Source organism: Candidatus Niyogibacteria bacterium (assembly GCA_016432485.1).
GTDB lineage: Bacteria > Patescibacteriota > Minisyncoccia > HO2-45-28 > HO2-45-28 > HO2-45-28.
This window is the reverse complement of record CP066691.1, coordinates 705,957-727,345: the sequence shown is the minus strand read 5'-3', so window position 1 is coordinate 727,345 and position 21,389 is coordinate 705,957. Positions and strand designations below refer to the sequence as shown.

Here is a 21,389-nt window from a genome sequence, read left to right as displayed (position 1 = left end):
TCGGGGCGGAATTCTCAACCTAGCTTCCGGCTCTATGATAACATATCTAAAAATTATGTAAAGGCCCACAGGTAATGTGCGCACACTTTTGGCGGTTTTTACTTAAAACAGCTAAACTTTTTCTTTTTTGGCCCGGAATGAACAGTTTTTATTGGGGCACTTTTCTCCGCGCACAGATTCAACCAAGGGCGAGCCGCATTCTATACACAATTTTCCGGTCGGCTTGCGCCAACTGGCAAAACTGCATTCGGGCCATTTGGAACATCCGTAAAAAGTCCGCTTACGTCTGGTCTGGCGCACTACAACTTCGCCTTCTTTGCATATGGGGCATTTCATATCTATAGTCGGCGGCGGCAATGCCTCGGTGTATTTACATTCCGGAAAACCGGAGCAGGCGATAAATTTACCGAACCGCCCCTGCCGGATTACAAGCGGCTTAGAACATTCAGGACACTTGCGATCGGTCGGCAGGGACAAATCCTCTTTAACCACGCTTTGATATTTTTCGTTTAAATTTTTAATGAAGGGCTCGTAGAAAGCGGTTAAAACTTCTTTAGTTTCTTTTTTGCCTTCGGCGATTTCGTCCAATTCGCCCTCCATCTTTCGCGTAAAATCCACGTCAACAATTTCTGAAAAGTTTTTAACCAAGATTTCATTTACTTTTTCCCCGATTTCGGTCGGCTGAAAACTTTTTTTCTCATCGCGAACGACATAGCCGCGTTCTTCAATGGTTGAAATAATGGGCGCGTAAGTGGACGGCCGGCCTATCCCCAATTTCTCAAGTTCTTTAACCAGAGTGGCGTCGGAATAACGCGCGGGCCCGCGGGTCTGACGCTCAACCGATTCCAAACCAAGCAAATTCAAATCCGCCGAACCTTCCAAATTCGGCAAAATAACATCTTCGGCTTTTGACGGATAAACCTTTAAAAAGCCCTCAAAAGAAATCACGGAGCCCGCGGCTTTCAATTCATAAACATTTTTATTCCGCGCTTCGATTTTAATGACCGTTTCGTCAAAAACCGCTTCAGCCATTTGCGAAGCCGTAAAACGCCGCCAGATAAGGTCATAAAGTTTGAATTGCGACCTGTCTGTTATTTCGCCCGCCGCTTTTTGCGGGTCTAATTCCGGATTTGTGGGCCGCACTGCTTCATGAGCTTCCTGGGCCAGGCGCGATTTGGTTTTAAAAACGCGTCTGGAGCTGAAATTTTCTCCGAACTCTTTTTTTATGAACTCTTCGGCTTTATTCAGAGCTTCTTGTGCCAGATTAACGGAGTCGGTGCGCATATAAGTTATGAAGCCGGTTTCGTAAAGACGCTGTGCCGACATCATTGTGCGCTTGGCGGAATATCCGAGCCGCCGGTAAGCGTCTTGCTGCAAAGTTGAAGTGGTGAAGGGCGGCAAAGGATTTCTTTTTCTTGATTTCTTATCAACCGAAACCGATTTGAATTCGGCTTTTTTTAAATCGTCAACCAGCAAATCAACTTCTTCTTTATCGGTGAAGCCGGGTTCGGACGGCGATTTTTTATTCACGCTTTCAAGCTGGGCTTTAAACGGAAGGCACTCGCCTTTTTGGTCCGCGCATCCTTTTTTTTGCACCTCCGTCTCAATCGTCCAAAAAGTTACTGGTGTAAAGGCTTTGATTTGCGTTTCGCGCTCAACTATCAGACGCAAGGCCACCGACTGCACGCGCCCGGCAGAAAGTCCGCGCATAACCTTGCGCCACAAAAACGGCGAAAGTTTGTATCCCACGAGTCGGTCAAGAATGCGCCGCGCCTGCTGGGCATCAACCAGATTCATATTAATTTCGCGCGGATTTTTCAAAGCATCCTCGATGGCGCGCTTGGTAATTTCATGAAAAACAATTCGTTCCACGGCCTTTAGCTTTGAGCCTTTAGCTTTTAGTTCCCGCAAGCCCAGGGCTTGCGTGATGTGCCAGGCAATTGCTTCTCCCTCGCGGTCTTCGTCTGTCGCCAGAATCACATCCGAAGATTTAATCGCCATTTGTTTTAAATTTTTTACGGCGGGCCTTGCTTTTTTCGGAACTACATAATGAGGTTCAAAACCTTTTTCGGCGTCAACCCCCAATTCATACGCCGGCAGATCGCGAATATGGCCGAAAGACGAAGCAATCTCAAAATCCTTCGGCAGAAATTTGCCGATAGTTTTGGCTTTAGTTGGCGACTCTACTATTATCAACTTCATTTATGTTAATTAGAAATTTAGGTTAATTAGAAATTTTATAAAACATTCCTCCGACATTTTTAATTTTCCCGCATAATTCCAGAAGAGTAAGTTTCTGATTAAGTTCCGCCGGACTCAAATTGCTTTTTTGCAAAATGGAGCCGGCGTCCAGCGGTTCTTCCATCAAACCCAATAAGTATTGGTCGATGTCGTCCGTTTTGTCAAGAGTGTTCACTGGGACCGTCTCCATTCCCAGAAGTTCCAGAACATCGTCGGCTGAACGAATGACTGCCGCGCCGTTTTTCAAAAGCGCGTTTGTTCCGAATGAATTTATTGAGCCCACTTCCCCGGGAACAGCGCCCACTTCCCTATTATAATCAAGCGCTAAATTTGCCGTAATTAAAGCGCCGCTTTTCCGGGGAGCCTCCACAACCACCACCAATCGGGATAATCCCGCTATAATTCTGTTTCTCTGCGGAAAAGTCCATTTTTCCGGAGCCTTAGCCGGAGGAAACTCGGAAATAACGGCTCCGTCTTGGGCGATTATATTAGCGGCGAGTTCTTTATTCTGCAAAGGATAAATATAGTTAAGGCCGGAGCCCAAAACGGCAACGGTTTTACCTCCCCCCTTCAAAGCTCCGCGGTGAGCGCGGCTGTCAACGCCCAAAGCCAAACCGCTGACCACTAAAATTCCGGAAGCGGCCAGATCCGCGGCTAAGTTCTCCGCGGTTTCAAGTCCATAGCGCGTAGCGCGCCTTGTTCCGACAATGGCCACTGTCGGCTGAACCGCGTAATTCAGATCGCCTAAATAATATAAAATGGCCGGCGGATGAGGAATTTCAGGCAAAAGGTTGGGATAATTTTCATCGCTTTGAAAAACGCTTTTAATGCCCGCGTCTTCAAGAATGCGCCACTCTTGGCGCGGATTTACGTTCCGCCTTGCGTCAAGAAGTAAAGCCAAATCCGCATCACCAGTTTTTTTCTCAATTTCATGATGTCCGGCTGACCACGCGTCTTCAAATGAATTGAAAAACGTCCAAAGTCTTCTTAATTTAAGAGCGCCCATACCCTGAATAGTATTAAAAGCATGGGCAAATTGAGCCTCTTTATTCATATACAAATTCCGGAACCAAAAACTAAATGTATGACTCCCTTAAAATGGCTTTAATCCTTTCCACCACTTCTATCGGCGTAAGCTGAGCCTTAACCATGTAATCTTTAGCGCCCAGAGCCTTGGCGCGCTCTATATCCTCGCGCTGTCCCAAATTGGAAAGCACAATCACCGGTATTGATTCTATCTGCGGATCTTTCTTCATCTCCTCCAAAAAAGCAAAGCCGTCCTTAACCGGTATTATCAAATCCAGAACGATTATGTTCGGCTTTACGCTTCTGGCCTTATTCAGCCCCTCCTGACCGTCAAGAGCCTCGCTGATTTTAAAACCTTCTTTTTTTAATTTGAGAACCAAAAGGTCCCGCAGAAATTTATCGTCTTCAACTATTAAAACCGAGTATTGGTTTTGGGCGGGACTATCCGGAGCGCCGCCTGTGACCCCTTGAGGATTTTCAGAATCATTCATACTAATTTATTAATGATTAATAATTAATAATTGAATTGGCCTATAAAGTTAATTCTGCCATATAATATGTATATGGTAAATGCTTCAAAAAATTTAGGCCTGTCTTGGTCGGACTTTGAACAAAAACTTCTGGCCAAAAATAGGGGGCGGTTCTCAAAAGACGACTTGGCGCTGATTAAAAAAGCTTTTGAATACGCCTCCGAGGCCCATCGCTTACAGACACGCCTTACCGGAGAAGCGTACATAAATCACGTAACGGACGTCGCGCTGGACGCGGCTTCTTTAAAGCTGGACGTGAAAACCGTTTCAGCAGCACTTCTCCACGACACGGTTGAAGACAACGTAGCCACAATGCGCGACATAAAAAAGAAATTCGGGGACGAAATCGCTTTTTTAGTCCGGGGCGTCACCAAAGTGGATAAATTAAAATACCACGGCGTAGAGCGCGCCGCCGAATCCATGCGACGGATGTTTCTGGCCGTTGCCGAAGATATCAGGGTAGTCGTATTAAAACTGGTTGACCGCCTTAATAATATGAAAACTCTTTACGTCCTGCCGTCTGCCGACAAACAGCGCAGAATCGCGACCGAGACCCTTGAAATTTACGCTTCACTGGCTGATCGGCTGGGAATGGGCGAGATGAAAAATGAACTTGAAGACCTGGCCTTCCGCTATGTCTATCCTCAAGAATACGAATGGGTCAAAAAAGAAGTTGGCGCCAAAATTCCCGAAAGAGAAAAATACCTGAAAAAAATAATGCCGGTGGTCAAAAAAGAGCTGGCGGCCGAACATATAAAACCGCTTGAAGTATCGGCTCGGGCTAAACATTATTACAGCACATGGAAAAAACTTTTGCGCTATGAAATGAACTGGGGCAAGGTTTTAGACCTGGTAGCGCTGAGAATAATCGTAAAAAACGTGGAAGATTGCTATTCAGCGCTCGGTGTCATCCATAAATTATGGAAGCCCATGCCCGGAAGAATAAAAGATTATATAGCACTGCCGAAACTCAACGGCTACAAAAGCATCCATACCACGGTATTTTGCCTTGACGGACAGCCAACCGAGTTTCAGATACGCACCGAGGAAATGCATCGCGAAGCGGAATACGGAATCGCCGCCCACTGGTTCTGGGATGAAGCCGGCAAACCTAGAGGCGGAGCCGAATTCAAAGAACAAAAGTTCGCCTGGGTTAAACAACTGCAATCATGGCAAAAAGAATTTGAAAAAGAACAAAATTCCGAAGAATTTTTGGAATCCTTAAAAATTGATTTTTTCAAAGACCGCATCTTCGTTTTAACTCCCAAGGGCGATGTCGTGGACCTGCCCGAGGGAGCCACACCCGTGGACTTCGCCTACCATGTCCATTCGGAAATCGGCAATCACGCGGCCGGCGCGAAAATCAATTCCAAAATGTCTCCGTTATCGTCAACTCTATCCTCCGGAAGCGTGGTGGAAATCATAACTCAAAAAAATAAAAAACCCAGCGCCGAATGGCTGACCTTTGTAAAAACTTCTTTAGCCAAAAACCGCATAAAAAAAGTGCTTGGCATAATTCATCCGTCTAAAAAAATTGGCGAAGACTCCGCTGAATTAAATATAGTCGTAAAAAATAGAGTCGGCGTCCTGAAAGATATAACCGCGGTGCTCGCCACTTTCAGAATTAATATAGAATCCGTCTCCAGCGCGGCGCACGGCAATGATTATCCGACCATCACCATAAAATTCCGAAGCAAAAAAGCCGAACAGCTTGAACGCATAAAAACCCGCATCAAAAAAATCAGCGGAGTGCAATCGGTAGCGGAGAAAATCAAACCGTAAAATCCTTCAGGTCTTCGGGGCGGGCTTGAGCGGTCATTATGTTTATTTCGGACTCCGGCGAAGGCAAAGAATCCAAAGATTCGTCTTCAAAAGGTTGACCCGAAACCGGCTCATTTAGCGGTATTTTTTCAGCAAGTTTTTCTTCAGGCCGAACACTTCCATAATCAGCGCCCTCTTGAGTTCTATGCAAAGCAACTTGATTTATCAGAGTGCGTAGTTCGTCTTCCGAAAAAAATTCAATGGAAATCTTTCCGCCGATGCCTTTCCTTTCTATATATACTCTGGTGCCCAGAGCTTCGCGCAGCTTTTCTTCAAGCGAACGGGTTTCGGCATCCGGTATGTCGTCGCGCTTGCGCGTACGCTCAACCGCGATTCGGCGCGACGCTTTTTCGGCATCGCGGACCGAAAGCCGTTTGAAGTAAATATCATTAAACAAAGCTTCCTGTTCTTCGGGCCGCTCGGACAGCATCATAAGAGGCCTGGCATGTCCCTCGCTTATTCGCCCGTCAGCAAGCGCTTTTTGCACATATTCCGGAAGAGACAGCATTCTTAAAGTATTGGCCACGAATTCGCGGCTTTTCCCGATTTTCAAACCGACGTCGCGCTGACGCATATTGAAATTATCCATCAGTTGTTTGAAAGCGACGGCCCGTTCCATCGGATTCAAATCTTCACGCTGGACATTTTCAATCAAAGCAATCTCCAGTTTCACTTTGTCGGCCGGCTCACTTCGTATCATTGCCGGAACATGAGCCAATCCGGCTATCTTTGCCGCTCTCAAACGACGTTCACCGGCAATCAGCTCGTAGTCAACCGCGATGCCCGCGCCGGTCTCACGCTCTTGACGCACCACCACCAACGGCTGCAAAATGCCGTATTGTTTGATTGATTCGGCAAGATCGTTGAGCTTTGCCTCATCAAATTCGCGCCGCGGCTGAAGCGGATTCGGACTTATTTTATCGGTTTCAATCCAAAAAATGCTTTGGGTTTTATTTGAGGCTTCGGATGAAATTTCAGACATTATTTATAGGTTAGCAAATCAGTTTTTTTTGACAATGGGTGGATAAATGTATAGATTTATCGTAGAAGTTTATGCCGCGGTGGCGGAACTGGCAGACGCACAGGACTCAAAATCCTGCGACCGCAAGGTCATGTGGGTTCAACTCCCACCCGCGGCACCAAGAATTTAAAATAATTATTGGTGGGAGTTGAAGGGCTGCCTTTAGGCAGCCCAGGCTTGCAGACGAGCAAAGCGAGTCAAAAGAACTCCCACCCGCGGCATCACGTAAGAAAAATAGAAAAGAAAAATTTTTAATCCTAGTGATTCTTTCCAAGAAGCGGCCAAACGCCGCTTCTTGACGTATTAGATTGGATATGCTATGATTGCTTTCAAATCTAGGCATAGTGCTTAGGTTAAAATGTGCCTTGATAGGAGGGCAGAACGTTGAATGCAGAAACGCTTGGCGTCGATATCGGCGGCGTCATCATCGACCGAGTGAACGACGGAACCGATACCTCGTTCTTCACTGACAATTACCTGCGGACTACGGCAGTGCCGGGCGTCTTCGACGCTCTGCGTCAGCTCGTGGAGAAGCGGTTCGGCGACAAGGTATTCCTTGTCTCGAAGTGCGGTCAGCGTGTGCAGAACAAAACCCTGCAATGGCTCGACCATCACCGCTTCTATGACCTCACTGGAATCGGACGCGAGCGCGTTCGCTTCTGCCGTGAGCGACACGAGAAGGCCGGTATCTGTGAGGAGTTGGGCGTTACCCACTTTGTTGACGACCGATTGGAAGTCTTGGGCAACCTCGCTACGGTGAGCACGCTCTACCTCTTCCAGCCGCGTCCCGATGAAGTGTGGCGATACGCTCGCTTCCTCAGCCGCGTCAAGCAGGTGAACTCGTGGCAGGAAATCCTGAACGGAGAACTGCCGTGAGGAATAACCACAACCAACAGGCCAGCGTTCGCAAGAGCGTTCGGCCTGTTTCTTTTTTCTGATTGTCATTGTTGTCATCATTTTTAAAATCCTATATTCTTTAGGTATTCGCTTCGCGAATTCTTGGATTGAATGCCGCCACATCCTTCGCTGAAGCTACGAAGTGCAAAGCAAAAAAAAACTTGCTTGTCCGTCCGTAGCTGAAAGCGAAGGAGGGAAATTGTCACTTCCTTTCAGGATGCCAAAACAGCAAAAGAATTCGGAGAAAAATACGTGCCCCGTTAAATTTGCGAAGCAAATCTTTTAGGGGAAAAAGAAATTCCCGATTTCGTTAGAAGCAGAAAAGAAAATTTTTTAATCCTATGAATATTCCTGACCAAAAGTTTTATGATAAAGTTGCTAAAAAATTCGGCGGCTATAAGTCCGAAGCAATTCACAAAAGCCATTTTCCCAATGGGAATCCAGAAGAAATTTTTCTTGAGCAACTTATTAAGTATGGCCACAAAGATAAGACCGCTCTTGATATTGGTTGTGCCGACGGAAGATTTACGCTTAAAATAGCAGAAAAATTTCATAAAACTTTTGGAATTGATATATCTTCTGAAATGCTCGCTAAGGCCAAGCAGTTTCAAGAAGAACAGAAAGTTTCTAATGTTACTTTTCAAAAAGCCGAGGCAGAAAAACTTCCATTTAAAGACAAATATTTTGATTTGATTTACAGTCGTAGAGGCCCAACTCCTTATCAAGAAATTCATCGAGTTTTGAAAAAGAGTGGTTGTTTTATAGAAATTGGTATCGGCGAGAAAGACGCAAAGGAATTGAAGGAGGTTTTTGGTCGGGGCCAAAATTTTGGCGGCTGGGATAAATCCGTCCTTGCATCGAAAAAGACGGAGCTTGAAACACTTGGCTTTAAGGAGATTTTCGCAAAAGAATTTTTTTACTCCGAATATTATTCGGATATTGATAATTTCAGCCTTTGGCTTGAAAGTGTGCCTATTTTTAAGGATTTTGACCCAACTAAAGACGGGAAATTTTTGTCCGAGTATGTTGAAAAAATGAAAACGCAAGAAGGTATTGAGTTGAAACGCCATAGAGTTGTCATTGTTGCTCATAAAATCTAAAAAAGAATTTGTCACCCTATCGCATCAAGAATGTCACCTCATAAGGTTAACTGTACCTGAGCTTGACAAAGTCATATATACTTGCTACACTGTAAACAGTCGGAGTGTGGAATTATCTACATTCCCTTGAACAAATCAAACCTTAGGAGGTGAACGCGATGAACCGGCACAGCACTTCGTTGTCCCCGATAGAGCTTGTCAACAAGCTCAACGAGGGAGGATGGGTCGTGTCTGGTGGTCATCAGGTGCGAGAGCTCGGCTTCTCGCCGAATCCTCAGGTTGTCGGAGCGTCTCTCTTCGGAGAGCTGGTGAAGATCGAATCCGGAGATCGGAGTTTCGAGGTTCCGAGCGACAACATCGCCCTTACCGATCCTTGGACTGTCGAGATCCGCCATACGTTCATGCGGAAACAACAGCGCAAGAAGATCGAGGGCGGCGGTTGGCGTGAAGTGCCTGCCGTGGGAATCGCGCTTTATGTATCGAACCCGACGCTCAAGGAAACGATCCGCAGGGATTACGAGGCGCGGGCTCAGCGCGAGAAGGAAGAGCGAGAGCGTCGTAGGGCGGAAGCGCACGAAGCGGCACGACAGCAGTTCGTCGCGAAGCTCACGAGCGAATTCGTTGGCAAGAAGCTCACCGAGATTGACGTGGTCGGCGAGAATCTCCACATCAAGTTTGAGGATGGCTCCGAGCTGTCCGCCAAGCTCGACGGTGGTGACTGCTACGATGCGTGGATCAACGTGAACAACATCTCGCTTCGCGACTTCGAACGCCCGCCATGGTGGTGATCGCAACAAAAACTAAGCAGACTGCCCACCCGCTACGTCTTCGGGCGTAGCGGGTTTCTCATTTTTAAAATTGTAAAAAACAAAGAATTTGCCGCCCCATACTTCGCTGCGTCCTTCGCAGTAGTGACTGCTACGGAGTAGGACCAAGGCTTCGTAGGGCAATGCAAAGAAAAATTTCCATAAGAATTTAAAAGTGGAAAATGGCCTGAAATAAGGGCTTTTTTTGATTGCTCTGTTTTGGCTTGACATATGAGTTTATATATGCTATACTTATTACAGTAAATTAAGCACATTGATTTTTGGCTTTTGCGGCAACAAATGGGAAATTATTCCTTAGTTTCTCGCTTGTTGCTGCAGAAATGCGGCTGCCTCCACAATTCACCTGCTGAATGGTTCAGTAGTGTGGTATTGCGGAGTACCTCCCAGGAGGTTCGTATGAATCAGCTAGTTGCGCGTCTCGCGGGTGTCATCAGCAATGGCATCCAGGTCAGCGGTCTGTCGTCGCAGGAATTCCCCGAGTCGAGGTGGAGAGAAGCGATTCTCTTCTTCCTCTTCGGGATCTGGTCGGACCGGCAAAGTGTGGTGCATCGTCCGAAGATCAACTTCGGCGACTTCACGCTCCGGCTCGATTACTACAACGGCGAATACTACGCGTACGGATACGCGGAAGTGCCGCAGGAGCCGCCGGCGCTCGGTCCCGACGATCTGGTGGAGACATCAGGTCGGCAAGCCGATGTCGAGGTTGCGCTGATCCGGTTCGTGAAGAACGATCGGATCAGGCAGCTTCGCCTGTGCGTGGTGTGTGACCAGAAGGTCCGCCACGCACAGCTCGTCCTTTGGAAAAAGGCGAGACGCGGCGAGTACGGCTGCGCTGGCATCGGGCTTCCCTACACGTGGGGAACTCGAGGGCCGGTGTGGATGTAGGAGGAGTAAGCGTTCGTTCTAAAGGTTTCCGGATAGTCACCTTCGAGTGCTGTCCATCACAGGCACCGTTCATTCAGTTGACGGTGCCTTTCTCTTTATATTTTTCAAAAAATTTGCCGCCCGCCAAAATAAAAATACGCAACACTCGTTGCGTATTCATTTTTTACTTTTTCAGTTCTCTGGCAATAATTTCTTTTTGAATGGGATTTGCGCCCTCATAAATTTCAAATGCTTTAGCTTCCTGCCAAAGGCGTCCCGCAAGAGCTTCGCGGGTGTAACCCATGCCGCCGTGAATTAAAACATTTTTATCGGCGCAAAAAAGCGCGCTTTCAGTAGCCCTTGTCTTCGCGGCCGAAGCCCATTTACGAAAATCGGGCGCGCCGGAGTCCTTAAGCGAAGCGGCGTAAAGCGTCCAGAACTCGGCTTCTTTGACCGCCATGGCCATATCGGCAAGAGTGTGGCTAACCACCTGATGGTCAATCAAAAGTTTTCCGAAAGTCCTCCTCTCTTTGGTATAGGCCAACGCGTCTTCAAACGCGGCTTCAGCAACTCCCCACGCTTGGGCGGCAATAAAAATCCGACCCGAAATCAGGGTATCCATAAAAATTTTAAAACCTCGTCCTTCTTTGCTTAAAATATTTTCCTCCGAAACAAACGTATCTTTAAAATGAATTGAACCGAAAGGAGCGGAGTGAAGTCCTATTTTTTTTATCTCTTTGGTAACGCAAGTCGCACCTATATCTACAATGAAAGCAGTCAAACCGTCGTATTCCGGCCGGTCTTTGTCTGCCAAATGGGTTCGTGCCAGAACCAGGATAAAATCGGCAAAAGTAACATTGGTAATAAAGGTTTTCTCGCCATTTATTCTATATGCGCTTCCGAACACACTTATGTCGGGGGGGTGTGCTTTGGTTTTCACGCCCGAGGCATGCGAACCATAATTCGGCTCGGTCAAGCCAAAACACCCATGCTTCTCGCCCCTAATTAGCGGCTTCAGGTATTTTTCAATTTGCTCGGCCGTACCGTATTTTGCCAGAGAATAGGCTACCAAGGAATTCGGGACAATGATCAAACTCAAAGTGCCCCCGGCCCAGACCTTGGACAACTCCTTGACAATAAGCATTTGAGAGACGGAATCCAAGCCCATTCCACCAAACTTCTGGGGAACATTTATGCCCAAAAATCCACAATCGGCCGTTTTCTGAAAAAGATGTGTGGGGCATTTTTCTTGCGCCTCATATTCTTCAACAATGGGCGCGAAATGAGTGACGGCAAAACCTTTCGCCATATCTTGAATCATTTTTTGCTCGGCAGTCAGTTCAAAATCCATAATCGGACCCCTTATTCAGTTTTCAACAGCCATCCACATCATAAATCTATACTCTTCCGTCTTCAAGCGTGCTAAACTTTCCTTATGCTTTTATCCCGAAACGCAATTTTAAGACATATTAAGGAGGGCAATATAATTATTGCTCCTTTTCATCCCAAAAAGCTCAAAACCACGAGCTACGATGTGACACTCGGCGAGCATTTCTGGCGCGAATCGCACCCGAACGGCGGACACACCATACATAATATATATGACGAGGCCTCAACCAGACGTATTTGGTCGGGACCGCATAAAGCGGCTAACGCGGACAAACTTTCAAAACAAATGGGGATGAAATTCGCCAATATCAAACCGCGCGATAAGGTCATTCTCCTGCACCCGGGAGAAACAATCCTTGCGCACACCCAGGAATTCGTCGGCGGCCGCAAAAAATGCGTCGGCAAAATGTACGCCCGCTCATCACTCGGACGAAATTTTATTGAGGTTTGCAAAGACGCCGGCTGGGGAGATGTCGGGTACTTTAACCGCTGGACGATGGAGGTGACGAACAATTCACAGCACTTCACGATACCGCTGGTTGTCGGACGCAGAATAGCGCAGATGGTTTTTTACGAAGTAGAGCCAATATTAGATAAAGATTATTCCCAGGATAAAGGCAAGTATCAGGCGGCCGACGATTTAAATAAACTCAAAAAAGAATGGAACCCCCATATGATGCTCCCCAAAATGCATCTTGATTGGGAAGTTAAGGAAAGTTAGATATCGGAGCGTTTTTGATATTTTGATACGACGTAAGTCGTTAAATACGCCGAGGCAATGCCTATAATAGCGCCCCCCAAGATGTCTGACGGCCAATGGATACCCGCGATAACTCGGCTTAGCCCCATGGCTAAAGCAAACAAATAAAATAAAATTCCCCACTTTTTGTAATAGATAAAAACTCCGGCTGCCACAGCAAAGAAAAAAGCCGCATGACCCGAAGGAAATGACCCTCCGCCGTTATGCGCTATTAGTTTATAAACATCCAAAACTCCCGCCTTCGCCAAGGCTTCGGCGGACAAGTCAAACGGGCGCGGTCTGTCGTAAAAAAATCTGATGATCTCCGTAACCACAAACCGCGACAGAAGGCCCGAGACAACGGCCACAAAAACCATGTGCCTTGCCTTTAATTCCCCTCTTTTTAGATAGGCGGAGACCGCCAAAAACGCACCGACTCCCGCAAGCATCCACCAGCCGAGATATTCGGCCTTGAAAATTACGGCTGTGTCAAAAAACTGCCATCGCCCCGCAAAACTATTTAAATAACTTAAAACAGCCGTATCCATATTATCAATGTTTACCAGACACTCGGTGTTTGGTTTTTTGCGACAAAACAATAAAGTTTTTAAAAAGCATCGCGACCGTTAAGGGGCCGATGCCGCCGGGAACGGGAGTAAACAAAGACGCCTTCTCGGAAACCACCGGATCAAAATCTCCTTTCAGTTGGCCGGACTCGGATGAGGTACCGGCATCAATGGCAACAACGCCGTTTTTTACCATGCCTTTTTTAATCAATCCGGATTTGCCCGCTCCCGAAATAACAATATCGGCGCCAGCCATAACTTCTGAAAAATTTGGCGACTTGGTGGTTAAGATGGTGAACGGCAAACGCCGGCTTAAAAACCACAAAGCAACGGGCTTGCCCACCAAAACGCCCTCGCCCACAATAACTATATTTTTACCCGCGAGTTCAATTTTATTTTTTTCAAAAATATGTTTAATCGCCCCCACAACCGGAGGAGTTATGGAAAAGCGGGCGCTTGCGAACTTACCGACGGCTTCCGATGACAAAACATCAACATCTTTATCCGCGGGAATGGCGTCCAGCAGATATTGAGTTCTTGATTTTATTTCTTCTGGAAGCGGCAATTGGATTATGACTCCGTTATTTTTTTTATCGTGCGTTATTTTTGAGAGATAATCCCTTAATCCCGCCCGCGATTTCCATATTTCTTCTTTCGGTTTTTTTATTTCAACTTCAATGCCTATTTCCGCGCCGTATGCCTGCTTTCGCTTAATAAAACTGGCTGATGCCGGATTTTCACCGATGTAAATTACGGCGAGCTTAAGTTTTTTTCCGGCTGCCGAGATTTCTTTTTTTAATTCTTCCTTAATTTCTTCGGCAAGATTTTTTCCGTCAATAATCATTGTTTAATCGGAAATTTCTTTACGAAGCGCGCGACTTCTTTTTTAACGCTCAAGGGGCTTATTTCACTTTTTAAAAGCCCGTCAATCCACCCGGCGATAATCACCATCTCTTTTTCTTTCATTCCCCTCGTGGTCACGGCCGGAGTTCCAATACGAATCCCCGACGGATTAAAAGGAGAACGGCTGTCATACGGAATACCGTTTCGGTTGATTATAATTCCGGCTGATTCCAGAATACTCTCGGCGTCTTTTCCGGCAAGACCTTGCGACCAGACATCAACTAAAAATAAATGATTGTCTGTTCCGCCCGAGACAATTCGCCAGCCCTTCTTTTTTAATTCATCGGCAAGAACTTTCGCGTTTTTTACGATTTGGCGAGCGTATTTTTTAAACGGGGGTTGCATCGCTTCGCGTAAAGCGACGGCAATCGCGGCGGTTTGATGATCATGGGGCCCGCCTTGTCCCCCCGGAAATACGGCTTTATCGATCAACTCTGAAAGTTGGAAGTTGGATGTTGGATGTTGGATTTTTCGTGCGAAAATTAAGGCGCCTCTGGGGCCTCTTAAAGTTTTGTGGGTCGTGGTTGTAATAATGTCGGCGTAAGGAAACGGCGAAGGATAAACTCCGCCCGCAACCAAACCCGCGAAATGCGCCATATCAACCATCAAAAGCGCGCCGACTGAATCGGCAATTTTTCTGAATTTTTTAAAATCCAATTTTTGTGAATAAGCCGAATATCCGGCAACAATCATCCTGGGCTTTTCTCTTTTCATCCGGCTTGCAAGTTTTTTATAGTCCAGAATTTCTGTTTTCCTGTCAACCGTATAATGAACCCAGTGCCAAAACTTGCTGGTTAAACTAACCTTTGAACCGTGAGACAAGTGCCCGCCCTGATCCAAGGCCTGTCCCGCGATTTTTTGTCCCGGTTCAATCAAAGCCGAGTAAACAAGAAAATTTGCCGGAACTCCGGAAAGCGCCTGAACATTCACGCCCCAACGCGCCGGATTTAATTTAAAAAGTTTCAGCGCGCGCTCCTGTGCCAGCCGCTCAACTTTATCAATAATTTCGTTTCCGGCGTAATAACGCCTCCCCGGATAACCTTCTGAATATTTATTAGTCAAAACCGAACCGCTCGCCTCCCGAACCTCTTTTGATGCAAAATTTTCAGAAGCAATCAGGTTGATAACGCCTTGCTGCCGCTTTTCTTCGGCTTTAATCAGTCCGCGCATTTTTTGGTCTATCATTATTTGATAATAGGCATTGACAAATGGTTTTGCAAGAGATAAAATACGTATCGGGTGTTAAAAACCAAGACCAGAAAGGAGGTGCCGTGTCTATCAACGGTTGTCCAAAAACGATCTCGGAAGTTAAAAAAATGGCCGGCGAACTTAGTGGGCGATTTGTAATTTGTGGTATTTTTGCGGGAATTTTTTTGTCCTCCCTATTGATGGCAATAGTCATCAGCACAGTGGCCGTAATTCCAAGAAGTGCGCCTGGGTTTTTTAGTTTTATTACACCATATTCTCTTGCTGTGTCTCTTCTCGTTGTTTCTTTCGTAGCCGGATTAATAAGTTGCGTAGGAGCTAAACGACTGATGGACAAAATCGACAGAAACTAATAGAGTGGTTGAGAATATTTAGCCCGAACCCGAAAGGTCGGGTTTTTTGTTTAAAAATTAAAATTTTAACCTCAACCAAATAATCCAGTTAAATAAAACTAAAGCTGTAATTTTTCCAGTTCTTCTTTGCTCACCGCGCCTTCTCTTAAAATTTTTGGGGGCCAAATTGTGCAGTCAAGGACAGTTGATGGTTTTGACGGAGGCAAGTCGCCGGCGTCCAAAATTAAATCCGGTTTAACTTTGAGACCTTTAAACTCTTTGATAAGCTCATCTATTTTCGTGTGCTCCGGCTTGCCTGAAACATTAGCCGAGGTTCCCGTGATGGGTCCCCCAAATTTTTCAATAATTTTTAAAACTAAATCGTGATTAGGCATTCTCACGCCTATCGTCCCGCCATTTTTTGCATTAAATACGCAAGTTATTTTACCGGGCCAAACTTTTTTCAAAAAACCCCCGAGTCTGCCCTCCCGCTCCAAGTCCGAACTCGGTTCTGGCAGAACCGAGTTCGGACTTGGACTAAGCATTTCGAGCGAAGAAACAAAAACGGGCAGTTTTTTGTCTTTCACTCTGCCCTTTATCTCAAAAACTTTTCTAACCGCTTTTTCGTTGCCGGCATCGGCGGCTAATCCGTAAACCGTGTCCGTCGGCACAACAACCACCCCGCAGTTTTTTAACACCTCCACAGCTCTGCCAACCGCCTCATCAAAATTATTTTTTCCAACTTTTAATATTTCCATCAGGATAAAAGCAATTTTTGGATTTCGTCAAGAGTGCGGCAGTCGTGATCACAATCTACTTTTTCGCGCTGTCCCGCAAGTTCCTGGCGCACCAGCTGAAAAACTTTTATCTGCGGAAATGCTTTTTTCACCGCGCCAACGGAGCCGGTATAATTGTCATCAATAAATATTATTTCTGACGGCGCAAATGAGCTCAAAATCCTGCCGACTTCTTCTGTTTTAGACCGCCCCTTTGTTAAAATAATGTCGTCGACCAATTCATCTATTCCGCTGTGAACAATTTTTCTCCTTTGCCAATCGGGATGTCCCGAGCTTATAATTATCGTCCGCCACCCGTTTTTTCGCAGAAAGTTCAAAAAGTCACCAACGTCTTCGTATATAAGATTTTTCATAACAGAGACAACATTTTTTTGAAACAATACCGCGAAAATTTCCGGATTAAATCCGGGACATTTGGGGGCCAGATGCTTTACAAAGTTGTCTTGGTGATAAACTTTGCCGGAAGAAACCAGTTGGTCTCTATATTTTTTATAAATCAAATCGAGTTCCGCCTTTTTGGCCCCCGCCAAACAAAAGTTTTTTCCGGCCAGCTCAATAAACTCTCTGGTCTTAAACAAAACGTCGTCAAAATCCAAAAGCGCGATTTTAGTCACATCAGGCATATTTTAAAATTATGTCGGCTAATTTTTTATGGTCGTGGCGTATAAATTCTCCCTTGCGCAACAAATTGGTTTTTACGACTTTTAATTTTGAGGGGGCAGAAAATCCGGCAAGAAAGGGATCTACAAAAAAAGCGCGCTCTTTGCGATAACGCCTTAAAACTGTCTCCGGCGGTTTTTGATTATTTAAAATAACGATGTCCAGCATCCCTTCACCGAGATATTTTTCAAGGGCTAAGACAAAATCGCGAGCCACAAATCCGTGCGTCTCGCCATATTTAGTCATTAGGTTGCAGATAAAAATTTTTTTGGCCGAGGACTTCGCGATTGCTTCCGAAATGCCGCTCACAAGCAGATTCGGTATAACGCTCGTATAAAGGTCGCCCGGGCCCATTACTATCAAATCGGCCCGCTTAACGGCATAAAGGGCCTTTGAATTTGCCTTGGCTTCCGGCTCAAGCCAGAGTTTGTTTATCGCCAACTCTCCATCATGTTTTGGAATATCAATATTAGTTTCGCCCCGTATCACCGCGCCGTTTTCGAGCTCTGCCAAAAGACGGACATCAGCAAGGGTCACCGGAATCACTTCCCCTTTTTCCACTGCCAAAAGACGCGAAGCTTCGTACAACGCTTTTTCAAAATTGCCGCAGATTCTTTCGAGCGCCGTAATTATGAGATTTCCGAAATTATGGCCGTTCAGTCCCCCTTCGCGAAAACGATAATTGAAAAGTTTGGACAAAAGTTCGTCCGGATGTTTAGAAAGGGCGACTAAAGCTCTTCGGACATCACCCGTCGGCAGAATACCGAACTCCTCGCGAAGAATTCCGGTTGACCCTCCATCATCAGCCATAGAAACTATAGCTGATAAATAAACCGGATGTTCTTTCAAAGCCGACAAAACGGTATAAACACCGGTTCCGCCGCCAACAACAACAATTCTTTTTTCTTTTGGCATAAAGCGAATTTAATGTTCGGCATTTAATTTTAATATGCCCTCGGCCTTCTTAAGGTCTTCGGGATATCCGATAGATATCCAGGTCGGGGCTTCCACGCCGTAAAGATCATAGTCTTGGATCAACTGATTAGTCATAGTCGTCAGATAATATTCTCCATTGGAATGCCGGCTGGGCTTGTAATCAAAAATCCGGCCGTCAAGAACCATGGCGCCGCAGGAAATAATGTTGGATTTAGGATTTTCGGGCTTTTCTTCTATCTCAAGAATCTTTTTATTTTTATTCATCAAAATCACGCCGAATCTCCGCGGATCTTCAACTTCAGTAACCGCAACGGCCAAATCTCGTTTTAACATTTCCTCAAAAACGCCTTTGCCGTAAATATCGTCGGCAAAAAGCATTAAAAATTTTTCCCGTCCCAAAAACGGCCGGCAAAGGCCTAAAGCATGCCCCGTGCCTAATTTTTCTTTCTGCCAAACGTATTTAATTTTTAAACCCCTGAATTCATCTCCCAGAAAATTTTGTATCTGTTCGCCTTTATAACCGATGACCATAATCAATTCATTAATTTCTTTCGGCAAAGCGCCGATAATATGTTCAATAAGCGGTTTGCCGTCCACTGTTAAAAGAGGTTTAGGTCGCTTTAATGTCAGCGGCCTCATTCTTACTCCCTCGCCGGCAGCTAAAATCGCGCACTTCATTTATTTATTCCACGGTTACCGACTTTGCTAAATTCCGGGGTTTATCGACATCTCGCCCTTTAAAAACGGCCATGTAATAGGCAAAAATCTGCAGAGGTATGATAGAAAGAATAGGACTCAGTTCTTCACGAGTTTGCGGAATAGTTAAAATATGGTTGGCGTATTTACCAATTTCATCATTGCCTTCGGTGGTCAACGCTATAATTTTTGTCTTGCGGGTTTTAAGTTCCTGAAGGTTAGATAATGTCTTTTCATAGACGCTGTCTTGAGGAATTATAATGATTGCCGGAAAATGAGCGTCCGCCAGCGCAATCGGGCCATGTTTCATTTCTCCTGCCGGATACCCTTCGGCGTGTATATAAGAAATCTCCTTGAGTTTTAAAGCTCCTTCAAGAGACACCGGCCAGCTATATTTGCGACCAAGATACATAAAATTGTCGTACTTGCTGTAAGATTTGGCTAACGCCAAAATTTCTGAGCATGAAGCCAGAATCTTTTTGGCTTTTGACGGAATGGCCACCAATTCTTTTAAAATCTCCTGACTTAACGAAACATCAAGCGAGCCTTGAATGCGGCCGAAATAAACCGCGGCCAACGCCAAAACCGTAAGCTGAGAAACAAAAGCTTTGGTTGAGGCCACGGCTATTTCGGGACCGGCGTGATTATAAATGCCGGCGTGCACTTCACGGGCAATTGAAGAACCGACAACATTCACCACCCCCAAAGTCAGCACTTCGGCTTTTTTGGCTTCGCGCACGGCTTCAAGGGTATCGGCTGTTTCTCCTGACTGCGAAATCGCTAAAACCAAAGTTTCTTTATCTAAAATCGGCACATGATATCTGAATTCCGACCCATAAATCACTTCGGTCGGTAAATTCGCCAGACTCTCAAAAAGATATTTGCCGACAAGGCCCGCGTAATATGACGTACCGCAGGCGGTAATAATAATGCGCCGCGTTTTTTTCAGCCTGTCCGAAACGGAATCCAGACCGCCGAGTTTCGCGTTGCCGTCTTTAACTATCGCGCGTCCGCGAAGCGCGTTTTCAATTACCTGCGGTATTTCATGGATTTCTTTTTCCATAAAATGGTCAAATTCTCCTTTTTCGGCATCCTCCAAAGACCAATCTATTATTTTTATGTCCTTTTTGAGAGGTCTGGAGCTTTTCGCGCCGGTTCTCAAAATATTAAAAATCTTTTTTGACCTCGGAGTTAAAACCGCCATCTCGTTGTCGTTAAGATATATTACTTTTCGAGTGCGATTTAGAACCGCCGCGGCATCTGAAGCAACAATATATTCTTTTCTGCCAATGCCCACCAGAAGAGGCGAGCCTCGCCTTGCCCCGACAAGAGTCTGCGGTTCGTCAAGCGAAATGGCAACCAGGCCGAAAGTGCCGACAACGTGGCGCAAAGCCTGCAGGACGGCGGTTTTAAGGTCTGGCGCGCCAAAAGCAAGGTGCCTCTCAATTAAATGGGACAAAACTTCCGTGTCTGTTTCGGAACGAAAAATATGCCCTTCGCGCATAAGAGCTTCGCGAATTTTATCGTGATTTTCAATAATGCCGTTATGAGCCACGAAAATTTTATTGGTGCAGTCGGCATGCGGATGGGCGTTTAAAACACTCGGCTCGCCGTGAGTAGCCCAACGCGTATGGGCAATAGCCAGAGAACTTTGCGGCAAATTTTTTAATTTTTTTTCAAGCGCTGAAATTTTTCCGACTTCTCTTTGAATAAATATAGAGCCTCCGGCTTCAATAGCCGCAATGCCGGCCGAATCATAACCGCGATATTCAAGACGCCTGAGCCCGTCAAGCGCTATTTGAACCGCGTTTTTCTTACCTATATACCCGACGATTCCGCACATGCCAAAAATTAAGAAGTTAATTTATTAATGACTATAATTTTTGAGCATCCGCCGAAGCTTTATGCGAAGGCGGATATTCATTTATCCTCGACCACAAATTATCAAATAAAATTCTCTGGGTGCGCGCTATCTTTTCGTCTTTTATCAGAACTCCGAACGGGCTATCGTCTTCAGCCACTGAAATTAAAGCGATTTTTGGGCCGTAAATTAAAAAATATGCCGGAGCATCCTCAGCGATCCATTTGCGCTCAGCCAGTTTCAGATTGGCCGGGTCCCCTCCTTCTCCCAAAGCAATGACTTTTGTTTTAATGCCCCGTTTTATCTTCTCCTTCGTGAAGTCGGGATATAATTTATATAAATAGGAGCGAACCGATTTTGAAGAATAAAGCGCGTATTCTTTTTCATCCAGACCGGAAACCGTTGCCAGCACGTCTTGCAATATCAATTTTATGCCTTCATCGGAATCAAAGTATTCAACGCCGGCCCTGCCTCCTTGCTTGGCGTAAAAAGACAAAAGAGACGGCATTGCCTGACGCACTTTTTCTTCACTTCGCTCAATTTTTTTCTTCTGGGCTTCAAGCGTATCAATAATGTCTTCTGGCGAACGAACCACGAAGCGCCTGCGGCTACCCCGGCGTTCGCTTGCAACCAGCCCTTTTTGTTCAAGGGAGTTTAGGGCGTCGTGAACCGACCCCCGGTTTATACCAGTACGTTCGGCTAAAACCCTTACTGAAGCCGAGCCCATGGGCAACAGTGCCTCATAAATCTGCATTTCCTTGTCAACCAATCCTATATCCTTTAATACATCTTTTACTTCCAGCATATATTTAAGGCTATTTTTAAGCATATAGTTTGTCAACTAATTTTCTACAGTAGTTGGGGATAACTCATCTGTCAAGATGAGTAAGGGATGTTTTCTAATCAATACTTTTGCGTCACTTAGAATGTTGCAAAGCTATTGAACAATTACAGGGACTTGACAAATAGATTGCTAT

Annotated in this window: 21 protein-coding genes and 1 tRNA gene; 8 read left to right on the top strand and 14 right to left on the bottom strand. The window is 45.7% G+C overall.

Annotated elements, in window-relative coordinates; genetic code table 11:
- Positions 1–111 precede the first annotated feature (111 nt).
- From topA to HYY55_04060, 3 genes are read right to left on the bottom strand one after another with little or no spacing between them, the layout of a single operon-like run.
- Positions 112–2,202 (bottom strand): type I DNA topoisomerase, encoded by a 2,091-nt coding sequence (gene topA / locus HYY55_04070; GenBank protein QQG46109.1) that lies wholly within the window; start codon positions 2,200–2,202, stop codon positions 112–114.
- Between the two features lie 22 nt (positions 2,203–2,224).
- A complete protein-coding gene (dprA, locus tag HYY55_04065) occupies positions 2,225–3,295 on the bottom strand; it encodes a DNA-protecting protein DprA (protein QQG46108.1) in 1,071 nt (356 codons plus the stop codon).
- A 22-nt stretch (positions 3,296–3,317) separates the two neighbouring features.
- Positions 3,318–3,758 carry a response regulator gene (locus HYY55_04060; protein ID QQG46107.1) on the bottom strand — a complete coding sequence of 147 codons (441 nt, stop codon included), beginning with the start codon at positions 3,756–3,758 and terminating at the stop codon, positions 3,318–3,320.
- A 72-nt stretch (positions 3,759–3,830) separates the two neighbouring features.
- On the opposite strand from HYY55_04060, the gene HYY55_04055 reads away from it, so the two are divergent.
- A complete protein-coding gene (locus tag HYY55_04055) occupies positions 3,831–5,579 on the top strand; it encodes a bifunctional (p)ppGpp synthetase/guanosine-3',5'-bis(diphosphate) 3'-pyrophosphohydrolase (GenBank protein QQG46106.1) in 1,749 nt (582 codons plus the stop codon).
- Here the strand turns inward: HYY55_04055 and HYY55_04050 are convergent.
- On the bottom strand, positions 5,569–6,600 hold the full coding sequence (locus HYY55_04050) for a ParB/RepB/Spo0J family partition protein (GenBank protein QQG46105.1): 1,032 nt from the start codon (positions 6,598–6,600) through the stop codon (positions 5,569–5,571). The genes HYY55_04055 and HYY55_04050 overlap by 11 nt on opposite strands.
- Positions 6,601–6,673: 73 nt before the next feature.
- On the opposite strand from HYY55_04050, the gene HYY55_04045 reads away from it, so the two are divergent.
- The 5 genes from HYY55_04045 to HYY55_04025 all read left to right on the top strand — a co-directional run bounded on the left by HYY55_04045 (position 6,674) and on the right by HYY55_04025 (position 10,348).
- Positions 6,674–6,760: transfer RNA gene (locus HYY55_04045), tRNA-Leu, on the top strand.
- A 263-nt stretch (positions 6,761–7,023) separates the two neighbouring features.
- Positions 7,024–7,515 (top strand): hypothetical protein, encoded by a 492-nt coding sequence (locus HYY55_04040; protein ID QQG46104.1) that lies wholly within the window; start codon positions 7,024–7,026, stop codon positions 7,513–7,515.
- 362 nt (positions 7,516–7,877) lie between these two features.
- The gene (locus HYY55_04035; GenBank protein QQG46103.1) at positions 7,878–8,636 is read left to right on the top strand and encodes a class I SAM-dependent methyltransferase; all 759 of its coding nucleotides are present in this window, start codon (positions 7,878–7,880) and stop codon (positions 8,634–8,636) included.
- Positions 8,637–8,794: 158 nt separating this feature from the next.
- A complete protein-coding gene (locus tag HYY55_04030) occupies positions 8,795–9,424 on the top strand; it encodes a hypothetical protein (protein QQG46102.1) in 630 nt (209 codons plus the stop codon).
- Between the two features lie 435 nt (positions 9,425–9,859).
- Positions 9,860–10,348 (top strand): hypothetical protein, encoded by a 489-nt coding sequence (locus HYY55_04025; protein QQG46101.1) that lies wholly within the window; start codon positions 9,860–9,862, stop codon positions 10,346–10,348.
- Positions 10,349–10,511: 163 nt separating this feature from the next.
- Here the strand turns inward: HYY55_04025 and HYY55_04020 are convergent, their stop codons facing one another.
- On the bottom strand, positions 10,512–11,678 hold the full coding sequence (locus tag HYY55_04020) for an acyl-CoA dehydrogenase family protein (protein QQG46100.1): 1,167 nt from the start codon (positions 11,676–11,678) through the stop codon (positions 10,512–10,514).
- Positions 11,679–11,762: 84 nt separating this feature from the next.
- Here HYY55_04020 and HYY55_04015 point away from each other — a divergent pair, with 84 nt between their 5' ends.
- Positions 11,763–12,437 (top strand): hypothetical protein, encoded by a 675-nt coding sequence (locus tag HYY55_04015; protein ID QQG46099.1) that lies wholly within the window; start codon positions 11,763–11,765, stop codon positions 12,435–12,437.
- On the opposite strand, the gene HYY55_04010 is transcribed toward HYY55_04015, so the two are convergent.
- The 3 genes from HYY55_04010 to HYY55_04000 are packed head-to-tail and all read right to left on the bottom strand — an operon-like array spanning position 12,434 to position 15,109.
- On the bottom strand, positions 12,434–13,003 hold the full coding sequence (locus HYY55_04010; protein ID QQG46098.1) for a phosphatase PAP2 family protein: 570 nt from the start codon (positions 13,001–13,003) through the stop codon (positions 12,434–12,436). The genes HYY55_04015 and HYY55_04010 overlap by 4 nt on opposite strands.
- Positions 13,004–13,007: 4 nt before the next feature.
- A complete protein-coding gene (locus tag HYY55_04005; protein QQG46097.1) occupies positions 13,008–13,865 on the bottom strand; it encodes a bifunctional 5,10-methylenetetrahydrofolate dehydrogenase/5,10-methenyltetrahydrofolate cyclohydrolase in 858 nt (285 codons plus the stop codon).
- Positions 13,862–15,109: a serine hydroxymethyltransferase gene (locus tag HYY55_04000; protein QQG46096.1), complete on the bottom strand. Its 1,248-nt coding sequence runs from the start codon at positions 15,107–15,109 to the stop codon at positions 13,862–13,864. The genes HYY55_04005 and HYY55_04000 overlap by 4 nt, the downstream gene beginning before the upstream one ends.
- 86 nt (positions 15,110–15,195) lie before the next feature.
- On the opposite strand from HYY55_04000, the gene HYY55_03995 reads away from it, so the two are divergent.
- The gene (locus HYY55_03995; protein ID QQG46095.1) at positions 15,196–15,483 is read left to right on the top strand and encodes a hypothetical protein; all 288 of its coding nucleotides are present in this window, start codon (positions 15,196–15,198) and stop codon (positions 15,481–15,483) included.
- Between the two features lie 98 nt (positions 15,484–15,581).
- Here the strand turns inward: HYY55_03995 and HYY55_03990 are convergent, their stop codons facing one another.
- The 6 genes from HYY55_03990 to HYY55_03965 are packed head-to-tail and all read right to left on the bottom strand — an operon-like array spanning position 15,582 to position 21,241.
- Positions 15,582–16,220: a threonylcarbamoyl-AMP synthase gene (locus tag HYY55_03990; GenBank protein QQG46094.1), complete on the bottom strand. Its 639-nt coding sequence runs from the start codon at positions 16,218–16,220 to the stop codon at positions 15,582–15,584.
- Positions 16,220–16,882 carry an HAD family hydrolase gene (locus HYY55_03985; GenBank protein ID QQG46093.1) on the bottom strand — a complete coding sequence of 221 codons (663 nt, stop codon included), beginning with the start codon at positions 16,880–16,882 and terminating at the stop codon, positions 16,220–16,222. The genes HYY55_03990 and HYY55_03985 overlap by 1 nt, the downstream gene beginning before the upstream one ends.
- A complete protein-coding gene (locus HYY55_03980; protein QQG46092.1) occupies positions 16,875–17,834 on the bottom strand; it encodes a YvcK family protein in 960 nt (319 codons plus the stop codon). The genes HYY55_03985 and HYY55_03980 overlap by 8 nt, the downstream gene beginning before the upstream one ends.
- A 9-nt stretch (positions 17,835–17,843) precedes the next feature.
- The gene (locus HYY55_03975; GenBank protein ID QQG46091.1) at positions 17,844–18,494 is read right to left on the bottom strand and encodes a nucleotidyltransferase family protein; all 651 of its coding nucleotides are present in this window, start codon (positions 18,492–18,494) and stop codon (positions 17,844–17,846) included.
- Positions 18,495–18,537: 43 nt separating this feature from the next.
- Positions 18,538–20,394 carry a glutamine--fructose-6-phosphate transaminase (isomerizing) gene (gene glmS / locus HYY55_03970; protein QQG46090.1) on the bottom strand — a complete coding sequence of 619 codons (1,857 nt, stop codon included), beginning with the start codon at positions 20,392–20,394 and terminating at the stop codon, positions 18,538–18,540.
- A gap of 31 nt (positions 20,395–20,425) precedes the next feature.
- Positions 20,426–21,241 carry a winged helix-turn-helix transcriptional regulator gene (locus HYY55_03965; GenBank protein ID QQG46089.1) on the bottom strand — a complete coding sequence of 272 codons (816 nt, stop codon included), beginning with the start codon at positions 21,239–21,241 and terminating at the stop codon, positions 20,426–20,428.
- Positions 21,242–21,389: the final 148 nt, after the last annotated feature.